Origin of the sequence: Qipengyuania gelatinilytica (assembly GCF_019711315.1) — a bacterium.
Classification (GTDB): Bacteria; Pseudomonadota; Alphaproteobacteria; order Sphingomonadales; family Sphingomonadaceae; genus Qipengyuania; species Qipengyuania gelatinilytica.
Map to the genome: position 1 here is coordinate 2,118,290 of NZ_CP081294.1, position 17,291 is coordinate 2,135,580.

General features: G+C 63.2%; 26 protein-coding genes. 15 read left to right on the forward strand and 11 right to left on the reverse strand.

The features are described 5' to 3' along the window. Nucleotides 1–53 precede the first annotated feature (53 nt). Complete coding sequence (locus tag K3136_RS10600; protein ID WP_221430284.1) at nucleotides 54–509, reverse strand: hypothetical protein; 456 nt, start codon at nucleotides 507–509, stop codon at nucleotides 54–56. A gap of 38 nt (nucleotides 510–547) precedes the next feature. After that, nucleotides 548–1,048 carry an SspB family protein gene (locus K3136_RS10605; RefSeq protein WP_221430285.1) on the reverse strand — a complete coding sequence of 167 codons (501 nt, stop codon included), beginning with the start codon at nucleotides 1,046–1,048 and terminating at the stop codon, nucleotides 548–550. Between the two features lie 114 nt (nucleotides 1,049–1,162). Here K3136_RS10605 and hisB point away from each other — a divergent pair, with 114 nt between their 5' ends. The 13 genes from hisB (at nucleotide 1,163) to pal (ending at nucleotide 9,346) form a co-directional block, all read left to right on the forward strand. After that, a complete protein-coding gene (gene hisB / locus K3136_RS10610) occupies nucleotides 1,163–1,756 on the forward strand; it encodes an imidazoleglycerol-phosphate dehydratase HisB (protein ID WP_221430286.1) in 594 nt (197 codons plus the stop codon). Beyond that, complete coding sequence (hisH, locus tag K3136_RS10615; RefSeq protein WP_221430287.1) at nucleotides 1,749–2,375, forward strand: imidazole glycerol phosphate synthase subunit HisH; 627 nt, start codon at nucleotides 1,749–1,751, stop codon at nucleotides 2,373–2,375. Before hisB ends, hisH begins: the two co-directional genes overlap by 8 nt. Next, on the forward strand, nucleotides 2,372–3,100 hold the full coding sequence (hisA, locus tag K3136_RS10620) for a 1-(5-phosphoribosyl)-5-[(5-phosphoribosylamino)methylideneamino]imidazole-4-carboxamide isomerase (protein WP_221430288.1): 729 nt from the start codon (nucleotides 2,372–2,374) through the stop codon (nucleotides 3,098–3,100). The genes hisH and hisA overlap by 4 nt, the downstream gene beginning before the upstream one ends. Continuing rightward, nucleotides 3,097–3,327, forward strand: a complete 231-nt coding sequence (locus K3136_RS10625) for a hypothetical protein (RefSeq protein WP_221430289.1) — start codon at nucleotides 3,097–3,099, stop codon at nucleotides 3,325–3,327. The genes hisA and K3136_RS10625 overlap by 4 nt, the downstream gene beginning before the upstream one ends. Continuing rightward, nucleotides 3,324–4,097, forward strand: coding sequence for an imidazole glycerol phosphate synthase subunit HisF (gene hisF, locus K3136_RS10630; protein WP_221430290.1), 774 nt, complete (start codon nucleotides 3,324–3,326; stop codon nucleotides 4,095–4,097). The genes K3136_RS10625 and hisF overlap by 4 nt, the downstream gene beginning before the upstream one ends. Nucleotides 4,098–4,116: 19 nt before the next feature. Next, nucleotides 4,117–4,431, forward strand: a complete 315-nt coding sequence (locus K3136_RS10635) for a phosphoribosyl-ATP diphosphatase (RefSeq protein WP_221430291.1) — start codon at nucleotides 4,117–4,119, stop codon at nucleotides 4,429–4,431. 2 nt (nucleotides 4,432–4,433) lie between these two features. After that, nucleotides 4,434–4,811, forward strand: a complete 378-nt coding sequence (locus K3136_RS10640) for a histidine triad nucleotide-binding protein (protein WP_221430292.1) — start codon at nucleotides 4,434–4,436, stop codon at nucleotides 4,809–4,811. Between the two features lie 97 nt (nucleotides 4,812–4,908). Beyond that, nucleotides 4,909–5,364, forward strand: coding sequence for a YbgC/FadM family acyl-CoA thioesterase (locus K3136_RS10645; protein WP_221430293.1), 456 nt, complete (start codon nucleotides 4,909–4,911; stop codon nucleotides 5,362–5,364). Further along, nucleotides 5,361–6,059: a protein TolQ gene (gene tolQ, locus K3136_RS10650; protein ID WP_221430294.1), complete on the forward strand. Its 699-nt coding sequence runs from the start codon at nucleotides 5,361–5,363 to the stop codon at nucleotides 6,057–6,059. Before K3136_RS10645 ends, tolQ begins: the two co-directional genes overlap by 4 nt. A 1-nt stretch (nucleotide 6,060) precedes the next feature. Continuing rightward, entirely contained in the window at nucleotides 6,061–6,540 is a 480-nt protein-coding gene (locus tag K3136_RS10655; RefSeq protein ID WP_221430295.1) for an ExbD/TolR family protein, read from the forward strand. Between the two features lie 9 nt (nucleotides 6,541–6,549). Further along, nucleotides 6,550–7,308 carry an energy transducer TonB gene (locus K3136_RS10660; protein WP_221430296.1) on the forward strand — a complete coding sequence of 253 codons (759 nt, stop codon included), beginning with the start codon at nucleotides 6,550–6,552 and terminating at the stop codon, nucleotides 7,306–7,308. Nucleotides 7,309–7,311: 3 nt separating this feature from the next. Next, nucleotides 7,312–8,718, forward strand: a complete 1,407-nt coding sequence (tolB, locus tag K3136_RS10665; RefSeq protein ID WP_221430297.1) for a Tol-Pal system beta propeller repeat protein TolB — start codon at nucleotides 7,312–7,314, stop codon at nucleotides 8,716–8,718. A gap of 115 nt (nucleotides 8,719–8,833) precedes the next feature. Further along, on the forward strand, nucleotides 8,834–9,346 hold the full coding sequence (gene pal / locus K3136_RS10670) for a peptidoglycan-associated lipoprotein Pal (RefSeq protein WP_221430298.1): 513 nt from the start codon (nucleotides 8,834–8,836) through the stop codon (nucleotides 9,344–9,346). Nucleotides 9,347–9,393: 47 nt separating this feature from the next. On the opposite strand, the gene K3136_RS10675 is transcribed toward pal, so the two are convergent. Then, nucleotides 9,394–9,543, reverse strand: a complete 150-nt coding sequence (locus tag K3136_RS10675) for a hypothetical protein (RefSeq protein ID WP_221430299.1) — start codon at nucleotides 9,541–9,543, stop codon at nucleotides 9,394–9,396. 137 nt (nucleotides 9,544–9,680) lie between these two features. Here K3136_RS10675 and K3136_RS10680 point away from each other — a divergent pair, with 137 nt between their 5' ends. Then, the gene (locus K3136_RS10680; RefSeq protein WP_221430300.1) at nucleotides 9,681–10,214 is read left to right on the forward strand and encodes a J domain-containing protein; all 534 of its coding nucleotides are present in this window, start codon (nucleotides 9,681–9,683) and stop codon (nucleotides 10,212–10,214) included. Nucleotides 10,215–10,313: 99 nt separating this feature from the next. Beyond that, nucleotides 10,314–10,592 (forward strand): PilZ domain-containing protein, encoded by a 279-nt coding sequence (locus K3136_RS10685; protein ID WP_221430301.1) that lies wholly within the window; start codon nucleotides 10,314–10,316, stop codon nucleotides 10,590–10,592. Between the two features lie 3 nt (nucleotides 10,593–10,595). Here the strand turns inward: K3136_RS10685 and K3136_RS10690 are convergent, their stop codons facing one another. The 8 genes from K3136_RS10690 to pdeM all read right to left on the reverse strand — a co-directional run bounded on the left by K3136_RS10690 (nucleotide 10,596) and on the right by pdeM (nucleotide 17,243). After that, the gene (locus K3136_RS10690; RefSeq protein WP_221430302.1) at nucleotides 10,596–11,378 is read right to left on the reverse strand and encodes an SDR family NAD(P)-dependent oxidoreductase; all 783 of its coding nucleotides are present in this window, start codon (nucleotides 11,376–11,378) and stop codon (nucleotides 10,596–10,598) included. Nucleotides 11,379–11,388: 10 nt separating this feature from the next. After that, nucleotides 11,389–12,300: an ATP-grasp domain-containing protein gene (locus K3136_RS10695; protein WP_247711333.1), complete on the reverse strand. Its 912-nt coding sequence runs from the start codon at nucleotides 12,298–12,300 to the stop codon at nucleotides 11,389–11,391. Continuing rightward, complete coding sequence (locus K3136_RS10700) at nucleotides 12,270–12,848, reverse strand: hypothetical protein (protein ID WP_221430303.1); 579 nt, start codon at nucleotides 12,846–12,848, stop codon at nucleotides 12,270–12,272. The genes K3136_RS10695 and K3136_RS10700 overlap by 31 nt, the downstream gene beginning before the upstream one ends. Nucleotides 12,849–12,850: 2 nt before the next feature. Beyond that, on the reverse strand, nucleotides 12,851–14,164 hold the full coding sequence (locus K3136_RS10705) for a cystathionine gamma-synthase family protein (RefSeq protein ID WP_221430304.1): 1,314 nt from the start codon (nucleotides 14,162–14,164) through the stop codon (nucleotides 12,851–12,853). Nucleotides 14,165–14,321: 157 nt separating this feature from the next. Further along, entirely contained in the window at nucleotides 14,322–14,480 is a 159-nt protein-coding gene (locus K3136_RS10710; RefSeq protein ID WP_247711334.1) for an anion permease, read from the reverse strand. Nucleotides 14,481–14,518: 38 nt separating this feature from the next. Beyond that, nucleotides 14,519–15,673 (reverse strand): DUF547 domain-containing protein, encoded by a 1,155-nt coding sequence (locus K3136_RS10715; RefSeq protein WP_221430305.1) that lies wholly within the window; start codon nucleotides 15,671–15,673, stop codon nucleotides 14,519–14,521. 249 nt (nucleotides 15,674–15,922) lie between these two features. Next, nucleotides 15,923–16,441, reverse strand: coding sequence for a translation initiation factor IF-3 (gene infC / locus K3136_RS10720; protein ID WP_221430306.1), 519 nt, complete (start codon nucleotides 16,439–16,441; stop codon nucleotides 15,923–15,925). Nucleotides 16,442–16,541: 100 nt separating this feature from the next. After that, nucleotides 16,542–17,243 carry a ligase-associated DNA damage response endonuclease PdeM gene (gene pdeM, locus K3136_RS10725; RefSeq protein WP_221430307.1) on the reverse strand — a complete coding sequence of 234 codons (702 nt, stop codon included), beginning with the start codon at nucleotides 17,241–17,243 and terminating at the stop codon, nucleotides 16,542–16,544. Between the last annotated feature and the right edge of the window lie 48 nt (nucleotides 17,244–17,291).

The window sequence follows — 17,291 nt, forward strand, 5'->3', positions numbered from 1 at the left end:
GCGCGCTAGTGGCGCATCCGGAAGGGCGGAATCAACCCCCGTCCACCGGAGTTTCAGACCGCCGTCTCGCCCCTGGACTGCTTGCGCAGCGCTTTTTCCCCGCTCCGGCGCGCGCTGCGGCGCGATTGGCTGCGGTCGAAAATGGTCTTGGCAAGGAGCCCCACGCCAACGAGCACAGCGCCCGGCACCGACTTGGTCGCCACCTTGGTCACGCCATAGGCGGCGAGGGTCTGGACGAGCGAACGGTTCTCGACGACATCCTTGGCGAACTTGCTGCCGTACTGGCGGCCAAGCAGTGCCTTTTCGAGCGTCTGGCGCGTCAATCGGCCGGCGCTACGAAGAAGGATATCATTGATGATGATGTTGGTGGAAGGGTTCGTGCTGGGTCCGGGAATGACCTTATCGCCGCGCGCATCTTTCTTTGCGCCCGCAATCTTGTCGCTCACCACATCGGTGAGATGATTGGGCGCTTCCGCGTCGGAGAGCCCTACTTTCTTCGAAATTCCCATGCCTGCCCCTGCTTGTCAGCGAGGCATTGCCCCGCGGGTTAGTTCTTGCGGCCGAAATCGACCGTGACGACGTTGGAGCCGTCTTCCGAACCTTCAACGGGCAGGCCATCACCCTGTTCCTCGTCATTGCCCGCTTCGTCGGTCGGGGCAGGGGCCATATCGGCGACGGTGGCCTGGAACTGCAGCCCGAAATCGACCGCCGGATCGACGAACTGCGTGATCGCGGCATAGGGAATGTCGAGCTCTGCCGGGATCTGGTTGAACGACAGGCCGACCGAAAATCCATCTTCGCGCACGTTGAGGTCCCAGAACTTGTTCTGGAGCACGATGGTCATCTCGTCGGGGAACCGCTCACGCAGGCTGGCCGGGATCGACACACCGGGAGCGTGGGTCTTGAAGGTGATATAGAAGTGATGCGCGCCGGGCAGCTCGCTGCCGCCCTGCTCGATTTCGCCGAGCACCCGGCCGACCACTGCGCGCAGGGCCTCCTGCACGATGGTGTCGTATGGGATCAGGCTATCGGGCGTATCTTCGCTCATGCAATATAAGTGGAACTGCCGGGGCCTGCGGTCAAGCGCTTTAAGCCAGTCTTTACCCTGCAAGAAGCGGCAATTTCTTGCGCGTGCGCGTCAGCCGCCTATAGGCTCCGACCCATGCGTACAGGCCGTATCGAAAGAAACACCGAAGAAACCAAGATCCTTGTCGAGGTGAACCTCGACGGGAACGGAAGCTATGATGTCTCCACCGGCATCGGTTTCCTCGATCACATGGTCGAACAGTTTTCCAAGCATTCGCTGATCGACGTGACGATGAAGGTCGATGGCGACCTCCATGTCGACCAGCATCACACCACCGAAGACAGCGCTTTGGCTCTGGGGCAGGCGCTTGCCGCCGCGCTCGGCGACAAGGGTGGTATCGCGCGTTACGGCAGCGCCTTCTCGCCGATGGACGAAACGCTGGCGCGCGTGGCACTCGATATCTCGGGCCGCCCCTATCTCGTGTGGAAGGCCGGGTTCAGCCAGGAAAAGCTGGGCGAGTGGGACACCGAGCTGATCGAGCACTGGTTCCATTCGGTCGCGCAGACCTGCGGCCTCACGCTGCATATCGAGCTGCTTTACGGCACCAACAACCATCACATCTGCGAAGCCATCTACAAGGGCTTTGCGCGCGCCATGCGTGCCGCGGTCGAGATCGATCCGCGCAAGGGTGGCGCAATCCCGAGCACCAAGGGGCAGCTGGGTGGCTGAGGTTATCGCCCTTGTCGACTATGGCGCGGGCAATCTGCATTCGGTCGAGAACGCTTTGAAGCGGGTCGGGGCCAAAGTGAAGGTTACCGCCGATCCCGACGTGTTGCGTGCGGCGGACCGCATCGTTTTGCCCGGCGTGGGAAGCTTCAATGCCTGCGCTGCTGGCTTGCGCGCCGAGAAAGGCGTGATCGAGGCCATGCGCGAGCGGGTGTTCGTGGGCGGTGCGCCGTTTCTCGGCATCTGCGTCGGCATGCAACTGCTCGCAACACGCGGGCTGGAACATGGCGAGACGCCGGGGCTCGACTGGATCGAGGGCGAAGTGCGGCTGATCACACCGACCGACACGAGCGTAAAAGTGCCGCACATGGGCTGGAACGATGTCGCCTCTACCCCGCATGCCAAGAATCATGAGGTGATCGAGGAAGGCGAGGCCTATTTCCTCCATTCCTATCACTTCCACGCCAGCAGCGGGCAGGACGTGCTGGCCATGACCGACCATGGTGGCGGGCTTGTGGCTGCGGTCGGTCGTGGCAACATTCTCGGGGCGCAGTTCCACCCCGAAAAGAGCCAGAGCTACGGGCTCAATCTTCTTTCCCGCTTCCTGGAGTGGAAACCGTGATCGTCTTCCCCGCAATCGACCTCAAGGCCGGACAAGTGGTTCGCCTCGCCGAGGGCGATATGGACCGCGCCACCGTCTACGGCGACAACCCTGCCGCGCAGGCCAAGCTGTTTGCCGAGGCTGGCGCGGGGCATCTGCATGTGGTCGATCTCGATGGGTCCTTCGCCGGTTCGGCGCAGAACCGCGAGGCGGTCGAGCAGATCGTCGAGGCGTTTCCCGGTCACGTCCAGCTGGGCGGTGGCATCCGCAAACGTGAAGATGTCGAAGGCTGGTTCGATGCGGGCGTATCGCGCGTGGTGATGGGCTCGGCGGCCTTGAAGGACCCGGAATTCGTCAAGGACATGGCGCGCGCTTTCGAAGGCGGGGTTGTCGTGGCCGTCGACGCCAAGGACGGCATGGTCGCGACCGAGGGCTGGGCCGACGTGTCCGACGTGCCCGTAATCGATCTTGCCCGCCGGTTCGAGGATGCGGGGGTTGCCAGCCTGCTCTTCACCGACATCGGCCGCGACGGCCTGCTCAAGGGCGTGAACCTCGACGCCACGGTTGAACTCGCCCGGCAAGTGGACATTCCCGTGATTGCGAGCGGCGGCGTAAAGGGGATCGACGATATCCACGTGCTCTCGCTTCACGCCAAGGACGGCATCGAGGGTGTGATAACCGGCCGTGCGCTCTATGACGGTCGCCTCGACCTCGCGGCGGCTTTGGCGATGGCGGCGCGGGCATGAAGTACGTCATTGCCATCCCGTTCGTTTTGATCCTCGGCGCGCTCGTGCTCGGACAATTTCGGATCGTGAGGAATGCCGTCAAGAGCCGGGTGGCTGGAGCCGGCCGTTTCACCTACTCGAAAGATCGCAATCCCGAGCTTTTTTGGATAGTCCTCCTGCTTGAGACGGTCGGATTGTTCATGTGCGCAGTCTATCTGCTTGGTCTTCTCTTCGGAGTTCTCCGTTGACCGTCCGTATCCGTGTCATTCCCTGCCTCGACGTCGCCGATGGGCGCGTGGTGAAGGGCGTCAATTTCGTCGATCTGAAGGACGCAGGTGATCCGGTCGAGCAGGCGCAGGCCTATGACCGCGCAGGCGCCGACGAGCTGTGCTTCCTCGATATCTCTGCCAGCCACGAAGGGCGAGGGACGCTGCTCGACATCGTCCAGCGTACTGCGGCTGTCTGCTTTATGCCGCTGACAGTTGGCGGGGGTGTCCGCAGCGTCGAGGATGCGCGCGCGCTCCTGCTTGCAGGGGCAGACAAGGTCGCAGTGAATAGCGCAGCGGTGGCCCGCCCCGAACTGGTGCGCGAGATCGCCGACAAGTTCGGCAGCCAGTGCGTCGTCGCCAGCGTCGATGCCCGCGCCAAAACCGAGGGCGAGGGCTTTCGCGGCTGGGAAATCTACACGCACGGTGGGCGCAAGCCGACCGGCATCGACGCCATCGAACATGCGCAGAAGCTTGCCGAACTCGGTGCGGGCGAACTGCTCGTGACCTCGATGGATGGCGACGGGACCAAGCAGGGCTACGACCTAGAACTCACGCGAGCGATTGCCGACACGGTCTCTGTTCCGGTGATCGCAAGCGGCGGCGTCGGAACGCTCGACCACCTCGTCGAGGGTGTCACGCAGGGCCATGCAAGCGCCGTGCTGGCCGCATCGATCTTCCACTTCGGCCAGCATTCGATCGGCGAAGCGCACCGCGCATTGCGAGCCGCGGGCTTGCCTGCGCGCGGCTGATCGCCTTAGGACCGCCCACATGGATACGTTGACCCGCCTCGAGGCCACCATCGCCCAGCGCCTGTTCGCCTCTCCGGACGAAAGCTACGTCGCCGCGCTGAAGGCGAAGGGGCTCGGCAAGATGGCGCAGAAGGTCGGCGAGGAAGCGGTCGAAACGGTTATCGCCGCAATGTCCGGCTCGCGCGAGGAACTGGTTTCTGAAAGCGCCGACCTGCTGATGCACCTTCTGGTCCTGCTGCAGGTCAAGGATGTGCCGCTGGCCGATGTCATGGCCGAACTCGACAGGCGCGAAGGCGTCTCGGGTCTCGAGGAAAAAGCGAGCAGGAGCGAATAGTCATGCCGATCGATCCGACGCAGCCGTACGACGACAATAATATCTTCGCGAAAATCCTGCGCGGCGAGATCCCCTCGACCAAGGTCTACGAGGACGAGTGGGCATTTGCGTTCGAGGACATCAATCCGCAGGCCGAAGTGCACACGCTGGTGATCCCCAAGGGCCGCTATGTCAGCTGGGACGACTTCAGCGAAAAGGCCGGTGCCGAGGAAATTGCCGGTTTTATCCGCGCCGTCGGTAAGGTCGCGCGGGACAAGGGGCTGGTCGAACCGGGTTATCGCATGATGGCCAATATCGGCGCGCATGGCGGGCAGGAAGTGCCGCACCTCCATGTCCATATTTTCGGCGGGCAGTTCCTCGGTCCGATGATCGCACGATAATTTCGCCGCACGCAGGACTCGTTTCACCGCCGTTCATGTCGCGAAGCCGAATGGCGGCTTTGCAGTGAATATCCGCTGCGCTAGAGCGCCAAGCCGAATGTCACTGCCCAATTCCCCCGACGGTATCATCCAAGGCGACCGGCACCTGTATGCCGTGCGCGTCTATTACGAGGACACCGACCTTTCGGGCATCACCTACCATGCGAACTACCTGCGCTGGTTCGAGCGGGCCCGGTCTGACCTCTTGCGCCGCCTCGAAATCGACCAGCGCGCCGCGATCGAGGCGGGCGAGGGCGCCTATGCCGTTTCCGAAATCAACCTCAAATACCTCCGCCCGGCGAAGCTCGACGACGATGTCCTGATCGAGACGCGCTGCACCGAGCTGAAGGCCGCCTCGTGCCGGATGCACCAGCGCGCCATGCGCGGAGAAGAATTGCTTGCCGAGGCACACTTGCGCGTCGGTTTCGTTTCACCAAGCGGCAGGCCCATTCGCCAGCCCGAAGAATGGCGCGAGGCTTTCGCGCGCTTCGTCAATTCGAGCGGAGATCAATGACCAACCTCCCCCTGCTTTCCATCGGCGCGCCCACGCGGCTCGATCCGATCCAGTTGTTCCTCGATGCAGATATCGTGGTGCAGGCCGTCATGTTCGGCCTGATCCTCGCCAGCATCTGGGTCTGGACGATCATCGTTTCCTTCAGCCTGCGTATGCACAAGCTCAACGGGTCCACGCGCGATTACGAAAGCGAATTCTGGCAGGCGGAAAGCTTCGACCGCTTCATGTCCGAGCGTGGCAATCGCGACATTCCTTCTGCCCGCGTGGCGCAGGCAGGCGTGACCGAGTGGCGCCGCTCGGCCAAGGGCGAAATCCGGGACCGCGAGGCGCTGAGAGGCCGGATCACGACTGCGATGGAAAGCCAGGTCGCGCAGGAAGCTGACGACATTGCGGTGCGCTTGAACTTCCTTGCGACCGTGGGCGCGGTCGCACCTTTCGTCGGCCTGTTCGGCACGGTCTGGGGTATCATGAACAGCTTCTTCCAGATCGGCGCGCAGGAAAGCTCTTCGCTCGCGGTCGTTGCGCCGGGCATTTCCGAGGCGCTGTTCGCGACTGCCATCGGCCTGTTTGCGGCTATCCCGGCGGTCATCGCCTATAACCGTTTCAGCCATTCGGTCGAACGTTTCGAGAGCCGCCTGCACCGCTTCTCCGACAAGCTGAACGCCAGCTTCAGCCGCCAGCTGGAGCAGCGCTGAGATGGCGATGGCGCTGGGATCCGGCAAAGGGACACGCAGGCGCCGCGGTCGCGGTGGCCGGCGCCCCATGTCCGAAATCAACGTCACGCCCTTCGTCGATGTCATGCTGGTGCTGCTGATCATCTTCATGGTCACCGCGCCGCTGCTGACCGCCGGCGTGCCGATCCAGCTGCCCGACAGCCGCGCCAATGCGCTGCCGCAGGATGCGCAGCAGGTTTCGATCAGCATCGATAGCGAAGGCTACGTCTATATCGACGATGCGCAGGTGCCCGTCGGCGGCCTGCCGCAAGCGCTCGAGGCGATCCCTCGCGCAGGCGAAGGTCCCGATGTGACGCTGCGCGCCGACCGTGCGCTCGATTACGGGCGCGTGATGGCGGTCATGGGCGAATTGAACCGTGCCGGTCTCAACCGGATTTCGCTCGTCACCAACGGCGGGCAGGCAAGCCCGCCGGTCAACGCGGGTTCACCTTCCGGGGAATAGCCAGGGGTCATGGAGAGGACAGGCATCAGGACAGAGGAGCGCACCGGACTTATCGTCGCGGTGACCCTTCACCTGTTGCTGCTCGCCGCAATGGTCGTCCAGGGCTTCTTCCCTGCCCCGCAGATCGACCGGACCGAGCGGATGACGGTCAGCCTCGTCGATGAAATCGGCCTCGAGGCCACCGCGCCCGATCCGGTGCCCGAAAGCCGCGCCGCGATCGCTCCGGAGCTCACCGATACGCCGACCCCGCCGGTCGCCGAAGCGCCGCCGCAACCGATAGAAAACCGCGCCGCGGTGCGAGACAACACGCCGCGCCCGCGACCCGAACAACCGCGCCAGCGACCGCAGCCGCGCCCGACCGAGAAGGCGGGCGGTTCGCGTATCGGTGACAATTTCCTTGAGGGACGTGGTTCGAGCGCCAATACCAACGAGACCCGCGCTCCAGCTGCTACATTCGGCCGTTCGGAACGGGCAGCCCTGTCCTCGGCGATCACCCGCGCGCTGCGCCCGCACTGGAGCGTGCCTTCCGGCGTCGATAGCGAACTGCTGGTGAGCGTTGTCGCATGGCGCCTCAATCCCGACGGGACGCTGAATGGTCGACCGCGACTGGTCAGCCAGAGCGGCATCAATGATTCCAACCGTGCGCAGGCTGCTCTACACGCCGAACGCGCAATCCGGGCGATCCAGCTCGCCCAACCTTTCAAGCTTGACGAGAGGTTCTACGATCAGTGGGACGAACTCGAATGGCAATTCGACAGAAGGCTCTGAACGATGAAATTTCTTATAGCCCTGACCCCGTTGATCGCGCTCGTCGCTGCGCCGGTGGCCGCCCAGAACCAGGATCTCGGCGAACCGATGGGCGAAGGCCAGGAAGTCGAGGCGGTCGCTGTCGAGGGCGATGACGGCGACGGTCCGCTGCGCGGCACGGTTTCGGATGACAGTTCGCTCGACGATCTCGGCATCGCGATCCCCGCCTTCGCGACCGACCGTAATGTGAGCACGCCCGCCAATGCGAACGGCACTGCTGCGCTGGGTGAGGAGCTTGCCCGCGTCATCACCGCGAACCTGCGCAACAACGGCCTGTTCAAGCCGACCGGTCCGGATTCGCTGCCCAAGCCCGAATTCGCCAACATCACCTCGCCTGTATGGTCGACTTGGGGCGTGCGCGGCGCGGAAATGCTGGTGCATGGCTACGTCCGTGCGCGCAGCGACGATCGCCTGACCGTCGGCTGCTATCTTTACGACATGGCGCTCCAGCAGCGGCTCGTGGCAGAGGGCTGGGTGGTCTCGCCCGCCGACTGGCGCCGCGCGGCGCACAAATGCTCGGACCTCATCTATGCCCGCCTGACCGGTGAAAGCCCGTTCTTCGACAGCCGCATCGCCTACATCGCCGAAACGGGCCCCAAGGATAACCGCACCAAGCGCCTCGCGATCATGGATAGCGACGGGGCCAACCACCGCTTCATCACCAACGGACGCTCGACCGCGCTGACGCCGCGCTATTCGCCCGACTACAAGCAGCTCGTCTACCTGAGCTATGTCGACGGCAATCCGCGCATCTATGTCTACGACATCGGCACCGGCAAGCAGACGCTGGTGACGCAGAGCGAAAATCCGACCTTCGCGCCGCGCTGGAGCCCGGATGGCCGCTGGATCCTCTATTCGATGGCAGTGGGCGGCAACACCGACATTTATCGCGTTTCGGCGCAGGGTGGCCGCAGCGAGCGGCTTACCGACACGCCGGGCATCGATATCGGCGGTTCCTATTCGCCCGACGGCAGCCGGATCGTCTTCGAGAGCGACCGCTCGGGCAGCCAGCAGATCTACATCATGGACGCCGACGGTTCGAACCAGCGCCGCCTGACCTTCTTCGGCGGCCGGTCGGCAACGCCCGAGTGGAGCCCGCGCGGCGACCAGATCGCCTTCACGCACATTGCCGGCGACTTCAATATCGCCGTCATGAACCCGAACGGTCGTGGATTTCGCAAGCTGACGAATGGCTGGCAGGACGAGGCCCCCACCTGGGCGCCCAACGGCCGGATCATCCAGTTCTTCCGCACGGCGCGCAACACCGGTGCGACCTCGCTGTGGCAGGTCGACTTGACCGGTGAGAACGAGCGCCGACTGCCTACGCCGGTCGACGCCTCGGACCCGGCCTGGGGACCGATCCTGCCTTAAGATCATTGAAGAATTCGTGGGGACGAAGTTTGGCGTCACTCTCACACCGGATGAGAGTGGCCCCAGAAATCGGGGGCAAACCGATTTTCACCGCTGTTTAAAAGGGGACAGCAAAATGAATACCCGTATTGCAACTGCTGTAATGCTCACCTCGGCCCTCGCACTGGCAGCATGCCAGAAGAAGGCTCCCGAGGAACTTCCGCCCGCGCCCGAAGCCACTGCGGCTCCGGCGCCTACGCCCACGCCTACCGGCCCCGCCGTCGGTAGCATGGAGCATTTCATCGAAGCCGTCGGCCGCGCAAACACGGTCGTCTACTTTGACACCGATCGCTACAACATCGATGCCGAAGACAGCGCCAAGCTGCAGACGCAGGCGCAGTACTTCAGCCAATACCCTAGCATCACCTTCACCATCGAAGGCCACACCGACGAACGCGGCACGCGTGAATACAACCTCGCCCTGGGCGAGCGTCGTGCGAATGCGGCGAAGAACTACCTCGTCTCGCTCGGCATCCCGGCGAGCCGGATCCGCACTGTCAGCTATGGCAAGGAACGCCCCGTGGCACTCGGCTCAAACGAGGCCGCATGGGCACAGAACCGCCGCGCAGCGACGGTCACGATCAACTGATTGTCGAGAGGGCAGGGGCGCTCTGGCGTGCCTGCCCTGAGCGCCGCTTAGCCGGCGGCGTTTTCTACGACCTGAGGGGCCGAGGCGGCGTGCACGCCGTGCTCGGCCTTTTCATTGCCACCGATGCTGGTCGAAAGCGCGAAAGCGGCCATGCTCAGCACGGCGACGGTGGCGGAAAGGGTAAGCTGCTTGCTCATGTCGGGGCCTGTAGATCAAAATTCGTTAAACAATGTTTGCAATGCAACATTTCGAATTGAAACTGGTTCCATCATCCTTGCGCAAACCGCCAGCGTCCCTAGATTGACCGCCATGCCAGCTCGACCAACAACTTGTTATGCCTAAGGCCCGCCGGTCCAACGACTGGGGCTTTCCCCGCTGGCGTGGCTATGACGAAAGCCGCGAGGCGGCGACCGTGCGCCTGTGCGACCGCCACGGCTGCGAGGAAAAGGGCGATTGCCCCGCTCCCAAGGCGCCCAACAGCCCGGATCGCTGGTACTTCTGCCAGAAGCATGCGGCTGAATACAATCGGGGCTGGGACTATTTCGAAGGTCTCGACAAGGCGGAGAAAGAGGCGCGGGCCAAGTCCGAAAGGGCGGAGAACGCCGGCTATGCCGAGGCGCAGCACTATGGCTGGAGCGGTTCGGGCGACGGGTCGCGCAGCGCCGACGAAATGCGCGCGCTCGAGGTTCTCGAGCTCGAAGCGGATGCCGATTTTGCCGCAATCAAGAAGGCGTGGCGGGTGAAGGCCAAGGCGGTCCATCCCGATGTTAAGCCGGGCGACAAGGAAGCGGCCGACGCCTTCCAGAAATACCAGCTCGCCTACGAAGTTCTCAAGGCCGCGGAAGAGCGCCGCGAATGGAAGGGCTGAGGGAACCGGACTAGCGCCGCTTGTATGAAAGCGACAACGCGACATTAACCAATTTTTGCGGATTTCTTCGCTAATGCTCCCCGGCGACCTGGAGTTTTCATGCAGACACGTACGACCAACCGACAGGGGACAAACATCGTCCTCAATTGCCGTGTGCCGGTGCAGCGCGCGCAGGCCCTGCTGTGCGATATCTCGCTGACGGGCTGCCGGATCGAATTGTTCGATTCCCACGTCAACAAGGGTTCGACCGTCTTCTTCGAAATCGACGAGAAGAACGAGTTTGCCGGCCAGATCGTCTGGGTTCGCGGCAATGAGGCGGGCGTGCGCTTCATGCACCGTCTCAGCCCGGCGGCAATGCAGGTCCTCGAACTGGACTGATGCTCAGGTCCTGATTTTCGGATCGGGATTGTCGTTCCACCACGCGACATCGCTGAACGGGCGCACGTCGATCTCATGCGTCCAGCAATTCTTCGGCTGGTGCGCGAGGTGCCAGTAGGTCTCAGCCAGCGCGGCAGGGTCGATCACGCCGTCCTCGCCCTTGGATGCCTTGTATTCCTCGAACCTGTCTCCGAGCAGCTTTCCCAGCGTATCGGGCGCATCGACAGACCCGTCGACCACGACATGCGCGACATGGACGCCCTGCGGCCCGAATTCGGCTTTGAGCGTCTGGCATAGCATCCGCCGCCCGCCCATGGCGGCCGCATGGCTGTGCTGGCCTGCATTGCCCCTGACCGCCGCAGTCGCCGAAGTGACGAGGATCGTCCCGCTCCCGCGCTCCACCATGCGAGGGGTGAGGGCATGGGCGAGGCGGAACAGGCCATAGCATCCGAGCCTCCAGCCGAGTTCGAAGGTGCGATGCGGTGTGTTGGCGAGGTCGCGGTTCCCGATCTGCGCTCCCAGATTGTAAAGCACAGCCTCGATCGGCCCGATGTCGCTTTCTGTCCGCTCGACCAGTTCCTCGATAGTACCATCCGCCGAGGCATCGAGCAGCGTTCCCGAAGCCTTGCCACCGGCATCCTCGATCTGCGCGACCAGCTTCGCCAACCCCTCTTCGTCCGAACGCCTTGCGAGGACTGCGTGATAGCCACCTTGTGCAAAGCGGGCTGCGGCATGGCCGCCGATCCCTGCGCCTGCGCCGATCACCAGGAATACCTTGTCCGCCATCTCCGTCTCCTCACAGTCGGGCGCGGATAGCCTTTGCCAGTCGCGCACCCAGACCCGGGCCCTGCTCCGGATAGAGATAGGGCTCGATCGCCTCTGCTTCCATGACGGCGAGTTCGCCGGTTGGCAGCCGCGCCATGTCGATGCGGCAGTAGAGCAGATCGTCGAAGGGCAGGGCAGCCACGATTGCCTCCGCGCCTGCAAGATCGGCTTGCGAGGGGGTGAAATCGGTCTCGTATCCGCCGTAGAGCGACTGGATCCGGTATTCGCCTTCGGCAGCGCGCTTCAGGACGCCGTGGCTGAACTCCCCGTCGATGAAGAGGAAGGTGTATTCCCCCTCTTCGACCACGCTGGGAAGGAAAGGCTGCACCATGCAGGGCCTGCCCATGCGCCAGTCCTGCGCAGGCATATCGTCACGTGAGAAGCTGTGCTGGCCGAGGCCGCCTGCACCGACCTGGCGTTTCACCACCACCCTGTCGGAGCCGAACCGGTCCATCGCCGCCGCCACGTCGTCATGCCCGGCATCGTCGAGCCAGAGCGTCGGTACGATGGCCGCACCACGCCGCTCCAGTTCGCGCAGGTATCGCTTCTCCGCATTCCACCGCACGACGGTCGGCGGATTGCAGACAAGGATACCGCGCGCCTCCAGCTCTTCGAGCTTGCTCACGAATTCGCGCGGGTGGTCCTGGTAGTCCCAAGCCGTGCCGAGCAGCACCAGCGACAGCCCCTCGAAATCGTCGATCGGCGCGCGCCAGTCGATCTCCACCAGTTCGAGACCGGCCTCCTCGAACGCAGGCCGCAGAGCGCCGACCTCGATATCATGCTCGAACGCATCGCCCCGTCGCGGGCCATCCCCCGGTAGGGTATCTGCGCTGGCAAGGAAACCGATGCGGGTCAGAGCTGTTTCACCTTGTCCGCTTGCCATGTGCGATAACTCACACGCAGGACGAACAGAAAATCCGCAGCGAAAAATATCGCAGCGGCGCCAAACATGATCGATCCTTCCATGAGCGCTCGCGCCATGTTGAATACGGTCAGGAGGCCAAACATCAGCAAGTAGAACCTCTTCATTCCTGCTTTGGATCGCCCGATTGCGACATCAAATTCAAAGCTATCGCGGCGCGGTTGGTCAGCTTTCCGTCCCTGGATTGGCTCGCGCACCGAGCGACCCCGAATATGCAACAGGCCGAGTAACAAAGCTGCAATTGCAGAAGTTACGACGAAGCTGAGGTACTCGCTATCGTCAGGTATGAATGCATCAACTACAGCCATTACCACGAAGAAACATGCGACCACGATGAGGACCAGAGCAAACAGTGCCTTGCGATCGCAGAGGTCCTCATAGGCCTCGACCATCCGGTCGTGCTCGGCCTCGGTCACGCTAATGCCGCGCGCGAAGCGGTGCCGGTAGAAGATGTAGCCACCCTCGACCCGCTTGAAGAACGCTTCGAACGCGGCAGCGCGGTCGTACATGCTCAGACCTGCTCCAGCGCCTGTTCGAAGTCGGCGATGAGGTCGTCGGGGTCCTCGATGCCGATGCTGATGCGCACAAGGTTGTCGCTGATGCCAAGCTCTGCGCGCCGCCCCTCGGCGACCGAGAGGTGGGTCATCGAGGCTGGGTGGCTCGCCAGCGTTTCGGTGCCGCCGAGGCTGACTGCGAGCTTGGCGATCTTGAGTGCGTCGAGGAAGCGGAAGCACTCAGCCTCGCCGCCCTTCAGCAGCAGCGAGAAGGTCGAGCCTGCGCCCTTGCAGTGGCGGTAGTAGATGTCCTGCTGGCGCGCATCCTTGATCATGCCGAGATAGCCGAGGCCTTCGACCTTGGGATGCTTGGCAAGGTACTCGCACACCTTCTCCGCATTCTCGCCGGCCCGCTGCATGCGCAGTTCGACGGTCTCGAGGCTGCGGCACAGCATCCATGCGGTGTTGGGGTCGCAGATGCCGCCCATCGTGTTGCGCAGCATGCGGATGGCATCGATGAAGCGCTTCCTGCCCGATACGCTGCCCGCCACGAGGTCGGAGTGGCCGCCGACATACTTGGTCAGCGAATAAACCACGAGGTCCGCGCCATGGTCGAGCGGGCGCTGCCACAGCGGGCCGAGGAAGGTGTTGTCGATCGCGATCGAGCATTTGTCGGGGTCGAAATGGGCATCGCGCGCTTCCTTGACCGCTTCGATATCGACCAGCGCATTGGTCGGGTTGCCCGGGCTTTCGAGGTAGATCATCGGCACTTCGCCGCCCTTTTCCTCGGCCAGCGCCTTGGCGCGGGTCATGACCTCGTCGAGCTGTTCGCGCGTCGCGCCGGCAGGGAAGTCGATGAAGCTGACACCGTATTTCGCCATGGTCTTGGCGATGAAGCCTTCGCTGGCTGCATAAAGCGGGCCCGAGTGGACGATCACGTCGCCCGCTTTGCACGCTGCCAGAAGCAGCACGGCAATCGCGGTCATGCCGCTGGAGAAGGAGAGCGCCTCTTCCGCGCCGTCCCACACCGCGAGGCGGTCTTCGAGGATTTCCTGGTTCGGCGCGTTGAAGCGCGAATAGACGAGGCCGTCCGCACCGCCCGGACGCTTGCCGGTGATACCTTCGAAATGGCGCTTGCCGTCGGCAGCGCTGGGGAAGGCGAAGGTCGAGGTGAGGAAGATCGGCGCCTTGAGGCTACCTTCCGAAAGCGTGGGGTCGAAGCCGTGGCCCATCATCAGCGTGCTGGGCTTGAGTTCGCGGCCCTTGATCTTGGGGACCTCGCGCTTGGGAGCCATGCGGGGGCTGGTGGGGTCGATATCCTTGTCGCTCATCGTGAAGAGCATCCTTCCTGCATATCGCCCCGAGGAAGGCCGGGGCCGTTGTTGCCTGTCCGCTGGCACCCGTTCCTAACCTCCGCAGGAACGCCTCTCCACCGGCTGGATGTGGCACGTCTGTTATGTTGGAAGCGAGTTGGATTCAACCGCGTGTTCAGAGCAGCTCAGCCATTCCCCACACGACTGCGACGATTATGAAAATACCGACGAGGTCGAGCAGGATGCCCGCCTTCACCATAGGTTCGATCCGGATGCGGCCGGTCGGCCATGCGATGGCGTTGGGGCCGGTGCCTGCGGGAGCGGCGCCCGCCATGGCTGATACGGTTTTGAACCCTTCCGGCTCTGCCTCGCTTATTCGACTTCTTCTGCAGGCGGCGGCGTTTCTTCCACCCCTGTCGGCGGCAGTATGATCACCCGGCCACGCAGGAGACCTTCGCGGCGCAGCTTCTCGAGCTTCTCGCCGCGTTCGACCATGAGGCGCGCGATAGAGGGGGTGATGCGCGTGCCCTGCGCGTTTCCGTCGCGCAGGATGGTGTTGTAGATCGGCTCACGCTCACCGCCCGCAAGGTCTGCGACGGTGTCGACATAGGTGTTGACCTTCACGCCGGGCTTGCTCGCGATGAGGCCCTGGACATCTTCCTGGGCATGGCGCGAAAGGTGGGCTTTCAGGTCTGCGCCCATCTGCGGGAAGTAGAACGGTGCTGCTTCCTCGTAGATCGCCGAGACGAGCAGGTTGCTGCCATAGGCCTCCACGCCGCGCAGCGAGTTCACGAATTCCTTCGCCGAGATATCGAGCATTTCGTTGATGTTCTGGCCGGTGTAGGCACGGCGCCAGATCGACGGGCCGCCGACTTCGCCGCGGAAAAAGCCATAGATCACGTCCGGGCTGTTCCAGTTCGGGAAGACGATCTTGGTACGGATGTCGCGCGGGCTCATCGCCACGCCGGCAACATTGATGAAGCGCGTGGTGTCGAGCGGGCTCTTGTCTGGACCGAGCTTGAGCCGCGAGGGGGAGGGCGCCGGATAGTTGAGCGCGATCTGCTCGATCACCGCGACATTGTGCAGGTTCATCCAGAAGGCGAGCTGCTCATTGCGCGAGAGGCGTGCGATGTCGGTTTCGCTGGCAATACGCTCGAGGTCGCGGCGGTATTCAGCCAGAGGTGCGACGGCTGCCTCGTCGAGGAACGAGAAAACGACGCGGTTGCCTTCGAGGCGAATGCGGGAATCGTGGCCGTACACGCGGCGGGTGCCGAGATTGGCGTCGGGTCGGCGCTCGCCCTGACGGGTCGAGGGGCCCATGCGCAGCACCATGAATTCCAGCGCATCGTTGAAGAAGCTGTAGTCGATCTGGGTGGTTTCATCGAGGGGACGTGGGACGAACCGGTCGAACTCCGCATCGGCGGCAGTGCCGGCCACGATGGTGGTCTGTTCGACCTGCGCCTGTGCGGGAGCGGCGCTGGCCAGTGCGGCAACCGCTGCCATTGTTGCGATCGAACGGAGTTTCATGATGCAGTCCCTGGTAAATTGCTGTGATTGCTAATGTCGCAAATACTTCTAGAAAACGCGGCAAGTATACTTGGCCATCAATAGGCCCTCAATGTGGCCTGCCGATGACTGGATGCATTTCGTCGATGCAGCCCAAGAATTGATGACGTTCGTCGGAGAGACAGTTCTGCGGAGATTCCCGGGCTCCCGAATGAAAAGGGCGGACCATCGGGCCCGCCCTTTTCTACAAGTCCTTGATTTGCAGCGCGCTTACTTCGGCGCGAGCACCATGAGCATCTGGCGCCCTTCGAGGCGCGGGAAGCTTTCCACCTTGGCGATTTCTTCCACGTCGTCGCGCACGCGGTTGAGCAGGTCCATGCCCAGCTGCTGGTGCGCCATTTCGCGGCCACGGAAGCGCAGCGTGCACTTCACCTTGTCGCCGTTTTCGATGAATTTCACGACGTTGCGCATCTTCACTTCATAGTCGTGCGTGTCGATGTTGGGGCGCATCTTGACCTCTTTGATGTCCTGGGTCTTCTGCGTCTTGCGCGCGAGGTTCGCCTTCTTCTGCGCCTCGTAGCGATATTTGCCCACATCGAGGAACTTGCACACCGGCGGGTCCGCATTGGGGCTCACTTCGACGAGGTTGAGGCCCAGTTCGTTGGCCTGCTCGGTCGCTTCGCGGGTGTACATCACCCCCAGGTTCTCACCTTCGTGATCGATCACGCGGACCTTGGGGACATTGATCATGTTATCGTAGCGCGGGCCGCTTTTCACGGGCATTTGCATGCTGCGCCGGGGTGGACGGGCTATGGGGCAATCTCCTGATTCTGCCGTTTGTATCGGTGGCTATGTAGGGTGAAACACCGCAAACCGCTAGTGGCTATAACTAGGCGGCCTTCCATAGGGGAAAGCGGGCGAGTTTTCCCTTCGCCGGAACCACGGCATCGATGCGATCCGCAGGCTGCAGGGCCTTGAGGATCGCCGGATCCGCCGCATTCATCCCGCCGGTATAGGCTCCGAAAGCGGGCAGGATCATGCGGCCCGAAGGCTTGCCATCGGCGCCCTCGTTCGCGCTCACCACGGTGCAGGGCCGGCGGATCATGCGCTGGCGGACCTTTATCTGGAGGCGCGGGTGGTAGTGGCCCGACAGTTCGGGACGCGTCTCGCCCTTCTTGGCGCGGTGGCGCAGGATCGTGCCGCCGATCTCGAGTTCCTCGGCGAGCGTGCCACCACAGCGGGCTTCCATGTCGGGATCGTGGTTGCCGGTGATCCAGACCCAGTCGACCGCCTTGGTCAGCGCTTCCAGCATGCCGCAGGCGTGGGGTTCGAGCCGCGCCGAGCCTTCCGAATCGTGAAAATTGTCGCCCAGCGTGATCACCCGCCGCGCGCCGGTTTCGCGGATGGCCAGCGCCACGCGTTCGAGCGTTTCGCGGCTGTCGTAGGGCGGGATCATCTGCCCGTGTCCCGCGAAAAAACTTCCCTTTTCCAGATGCAGGTCGGCGACCAGCAGCGCGCGCTCGCGCGGCCAGTAAAGCGCACGGCCTTCGGTGAGGAGCCATTCCTCGCCAGCGAACGAAAGGGGAACCATGCGCCGCTATTGCCGCCTGCGCGCAGCAATGGCAAGGCCGCTTGCGAC

Excerpts from the sequence above, each read along its gene's own strand:
- K3136_RS10640 (WP_221430292.1), top strand. The coding sequence starts at position 4,434 with ATGCCGATCGATCCGACGCAGCCGTACGACGACAATAATATCTTCGCG.
- K3136_RS10675 (WP_221430299.1), bottom strand. The coding sequence starts at position 9,543 with ATGAGCAAGCAGCTTACCCTTTCCGCCACCGTCGCCGTGCTGAGCATG.
- K3136_RS10660 (WP_221430296.1), top strand. The coding sequence starts at position 6,550 with ATGGAGAGGACAGGCATCAGGACAGAGGAGCGCACCGGACTTATCGTC.
- tolQ (WP_221430294.1), top strand. The coding sequence starts at position 5,361 with ATGACCAACCTCCCCCTGCTTTCCATCGGCGCGCCCACGCGGCTCGAT.
- K3136_RS10710 (WP_247711334.1), bottom strand. The coding sequence starts at position 14,480 with ATGGCGGGCGCCGCTCCCGCAGGCACCGGCCCCAACGCCATCGCATGG.
- K3136_RS10685 (WP_221430301.1), top strand. The coding sequence starts at position 10,314 with ATGCAGACACGTACGACCAACCGACAGGGGACAAACATCGTCCTCAAT.
- K3136_RS10635 (WP_221430291.1), top strand. The coding sequence starts at position 4,117 with ATGGATACGTTGACCCGCCTCGAGGCCACCATCGCCCAGCGCCTGTTC.
- K3136_RS10645 (WP_221430293.1), top strand. The coding sequence starts at position 4,909 with ATGTCACTGCCCAATTCCCCCGACGGTATCATCCAAGGCGACCGGCAC.
- K3136_RS10705 (WP_221430304.1), bottom strand. The coding sequence starts at position 14,164 with ATGAGCGACAAGGATATCGACCCCACCAGCCCCCGCATGGCTCCCAAG.
- K3136_RS10715 (WP_221430305.1), bottom strand. The coding sequence starts at position 15,673 with ATGAAACTCCGTTCGATCGCAACAATGGCAGCGGTTGCCGCACTGGCC.
- infC (WP_221430306.1), bottom strand. The coding sequence starts at position 16,441 with ATGCAAATGCCCGTGAAAAGCGGCCCGCGCTACGATAACATGATCAAT.
- K3136_RS10680 (WP_221430300.1), top strand. The coding sequence starts at position 9,681 with ATGCCTAAGGCCCGCCGGTCCAACGACTGGGGCTTTCCCCGCTGGCGT.
- K3136_RS10655 (WP_221430295.1), top strand. The coding sequence starts at position 6,061 with ATGGCGATGGCGCTGGGATCCGGCAAAGGGACACGCAGGCGCCGCGGT.
- K3136_RS10605 (WP_221430285.1), bottom strand. The coding sequence starts at position 1,048 with ATGAGCGAAGATACGCCCGATAGCCTGATCCCATACGACACCATCGTG.
- K3136_RS10695 (WP_247711333.1), bottom strand. The coding sequence starts at position 12,300 with ATGGCAAGCGGACAAGGTGAAACAGCTCTGACCCGCATCGGTTTCCTT.
- pal (WP_221430298.1), top strand. The coding sequence starts at position 8,834 with ATGAATACCCGTATTGCAACTGCTGTAATGCTCACCTCGGCCCTCGCA.
- K3136_RS10625 (WP_221430289.1), top strand. The coding sequence starts at position 3,097 with ATGAAGTACGTCATTGCCATCCCGTTCGTTTTGATCCTCGGCGCGCTC.
- K3136_RS10600 (WP_221430284.1), bottom strand. The coding sequence starts at position 509 with ATGGGAATTTCGAAGAAAGTAGGGCTCTCCGACGCGGAAGCGCCCAAT.
- tolB (WP_221430297.1), top strand. The coding sequence starts at position 7,312 with ATGAAATTTCTTATAGCCCTGACCCCGTTGATCGCGCTCGTCGCTGCG.
- pdeM (WP_221430307.1), bottom strand. The coding sequence starts at position 17,243 with ATGGTTCCCCTTTCGTTCGCTGGCGAGGAATGGCTCCTCACCGAAGGC.
- hisB (WP_221430286.1), top strand. The coding sequence starts at position 1,163 with ATGCGTACAGGCCGTATCGAAAGAAACACCGAAGAAACCAAGATCCTT.
- K3136_RS10690 (WP_221430302.1), bottom strand. The coding sequence starts at position 11,378 with ATGGCGGACAAGGTATTCCTGGTGATCGGCGCAGGCGCAGGGATCGGC.
- K3136_RS10700 (WP_221430303.1), bottom strand. The coding sequence starts at position 12,848 with ATGTACGACCGCGCTGCCGCGTTCGAAGCGTTCTTCAAGCGGGTCGAG.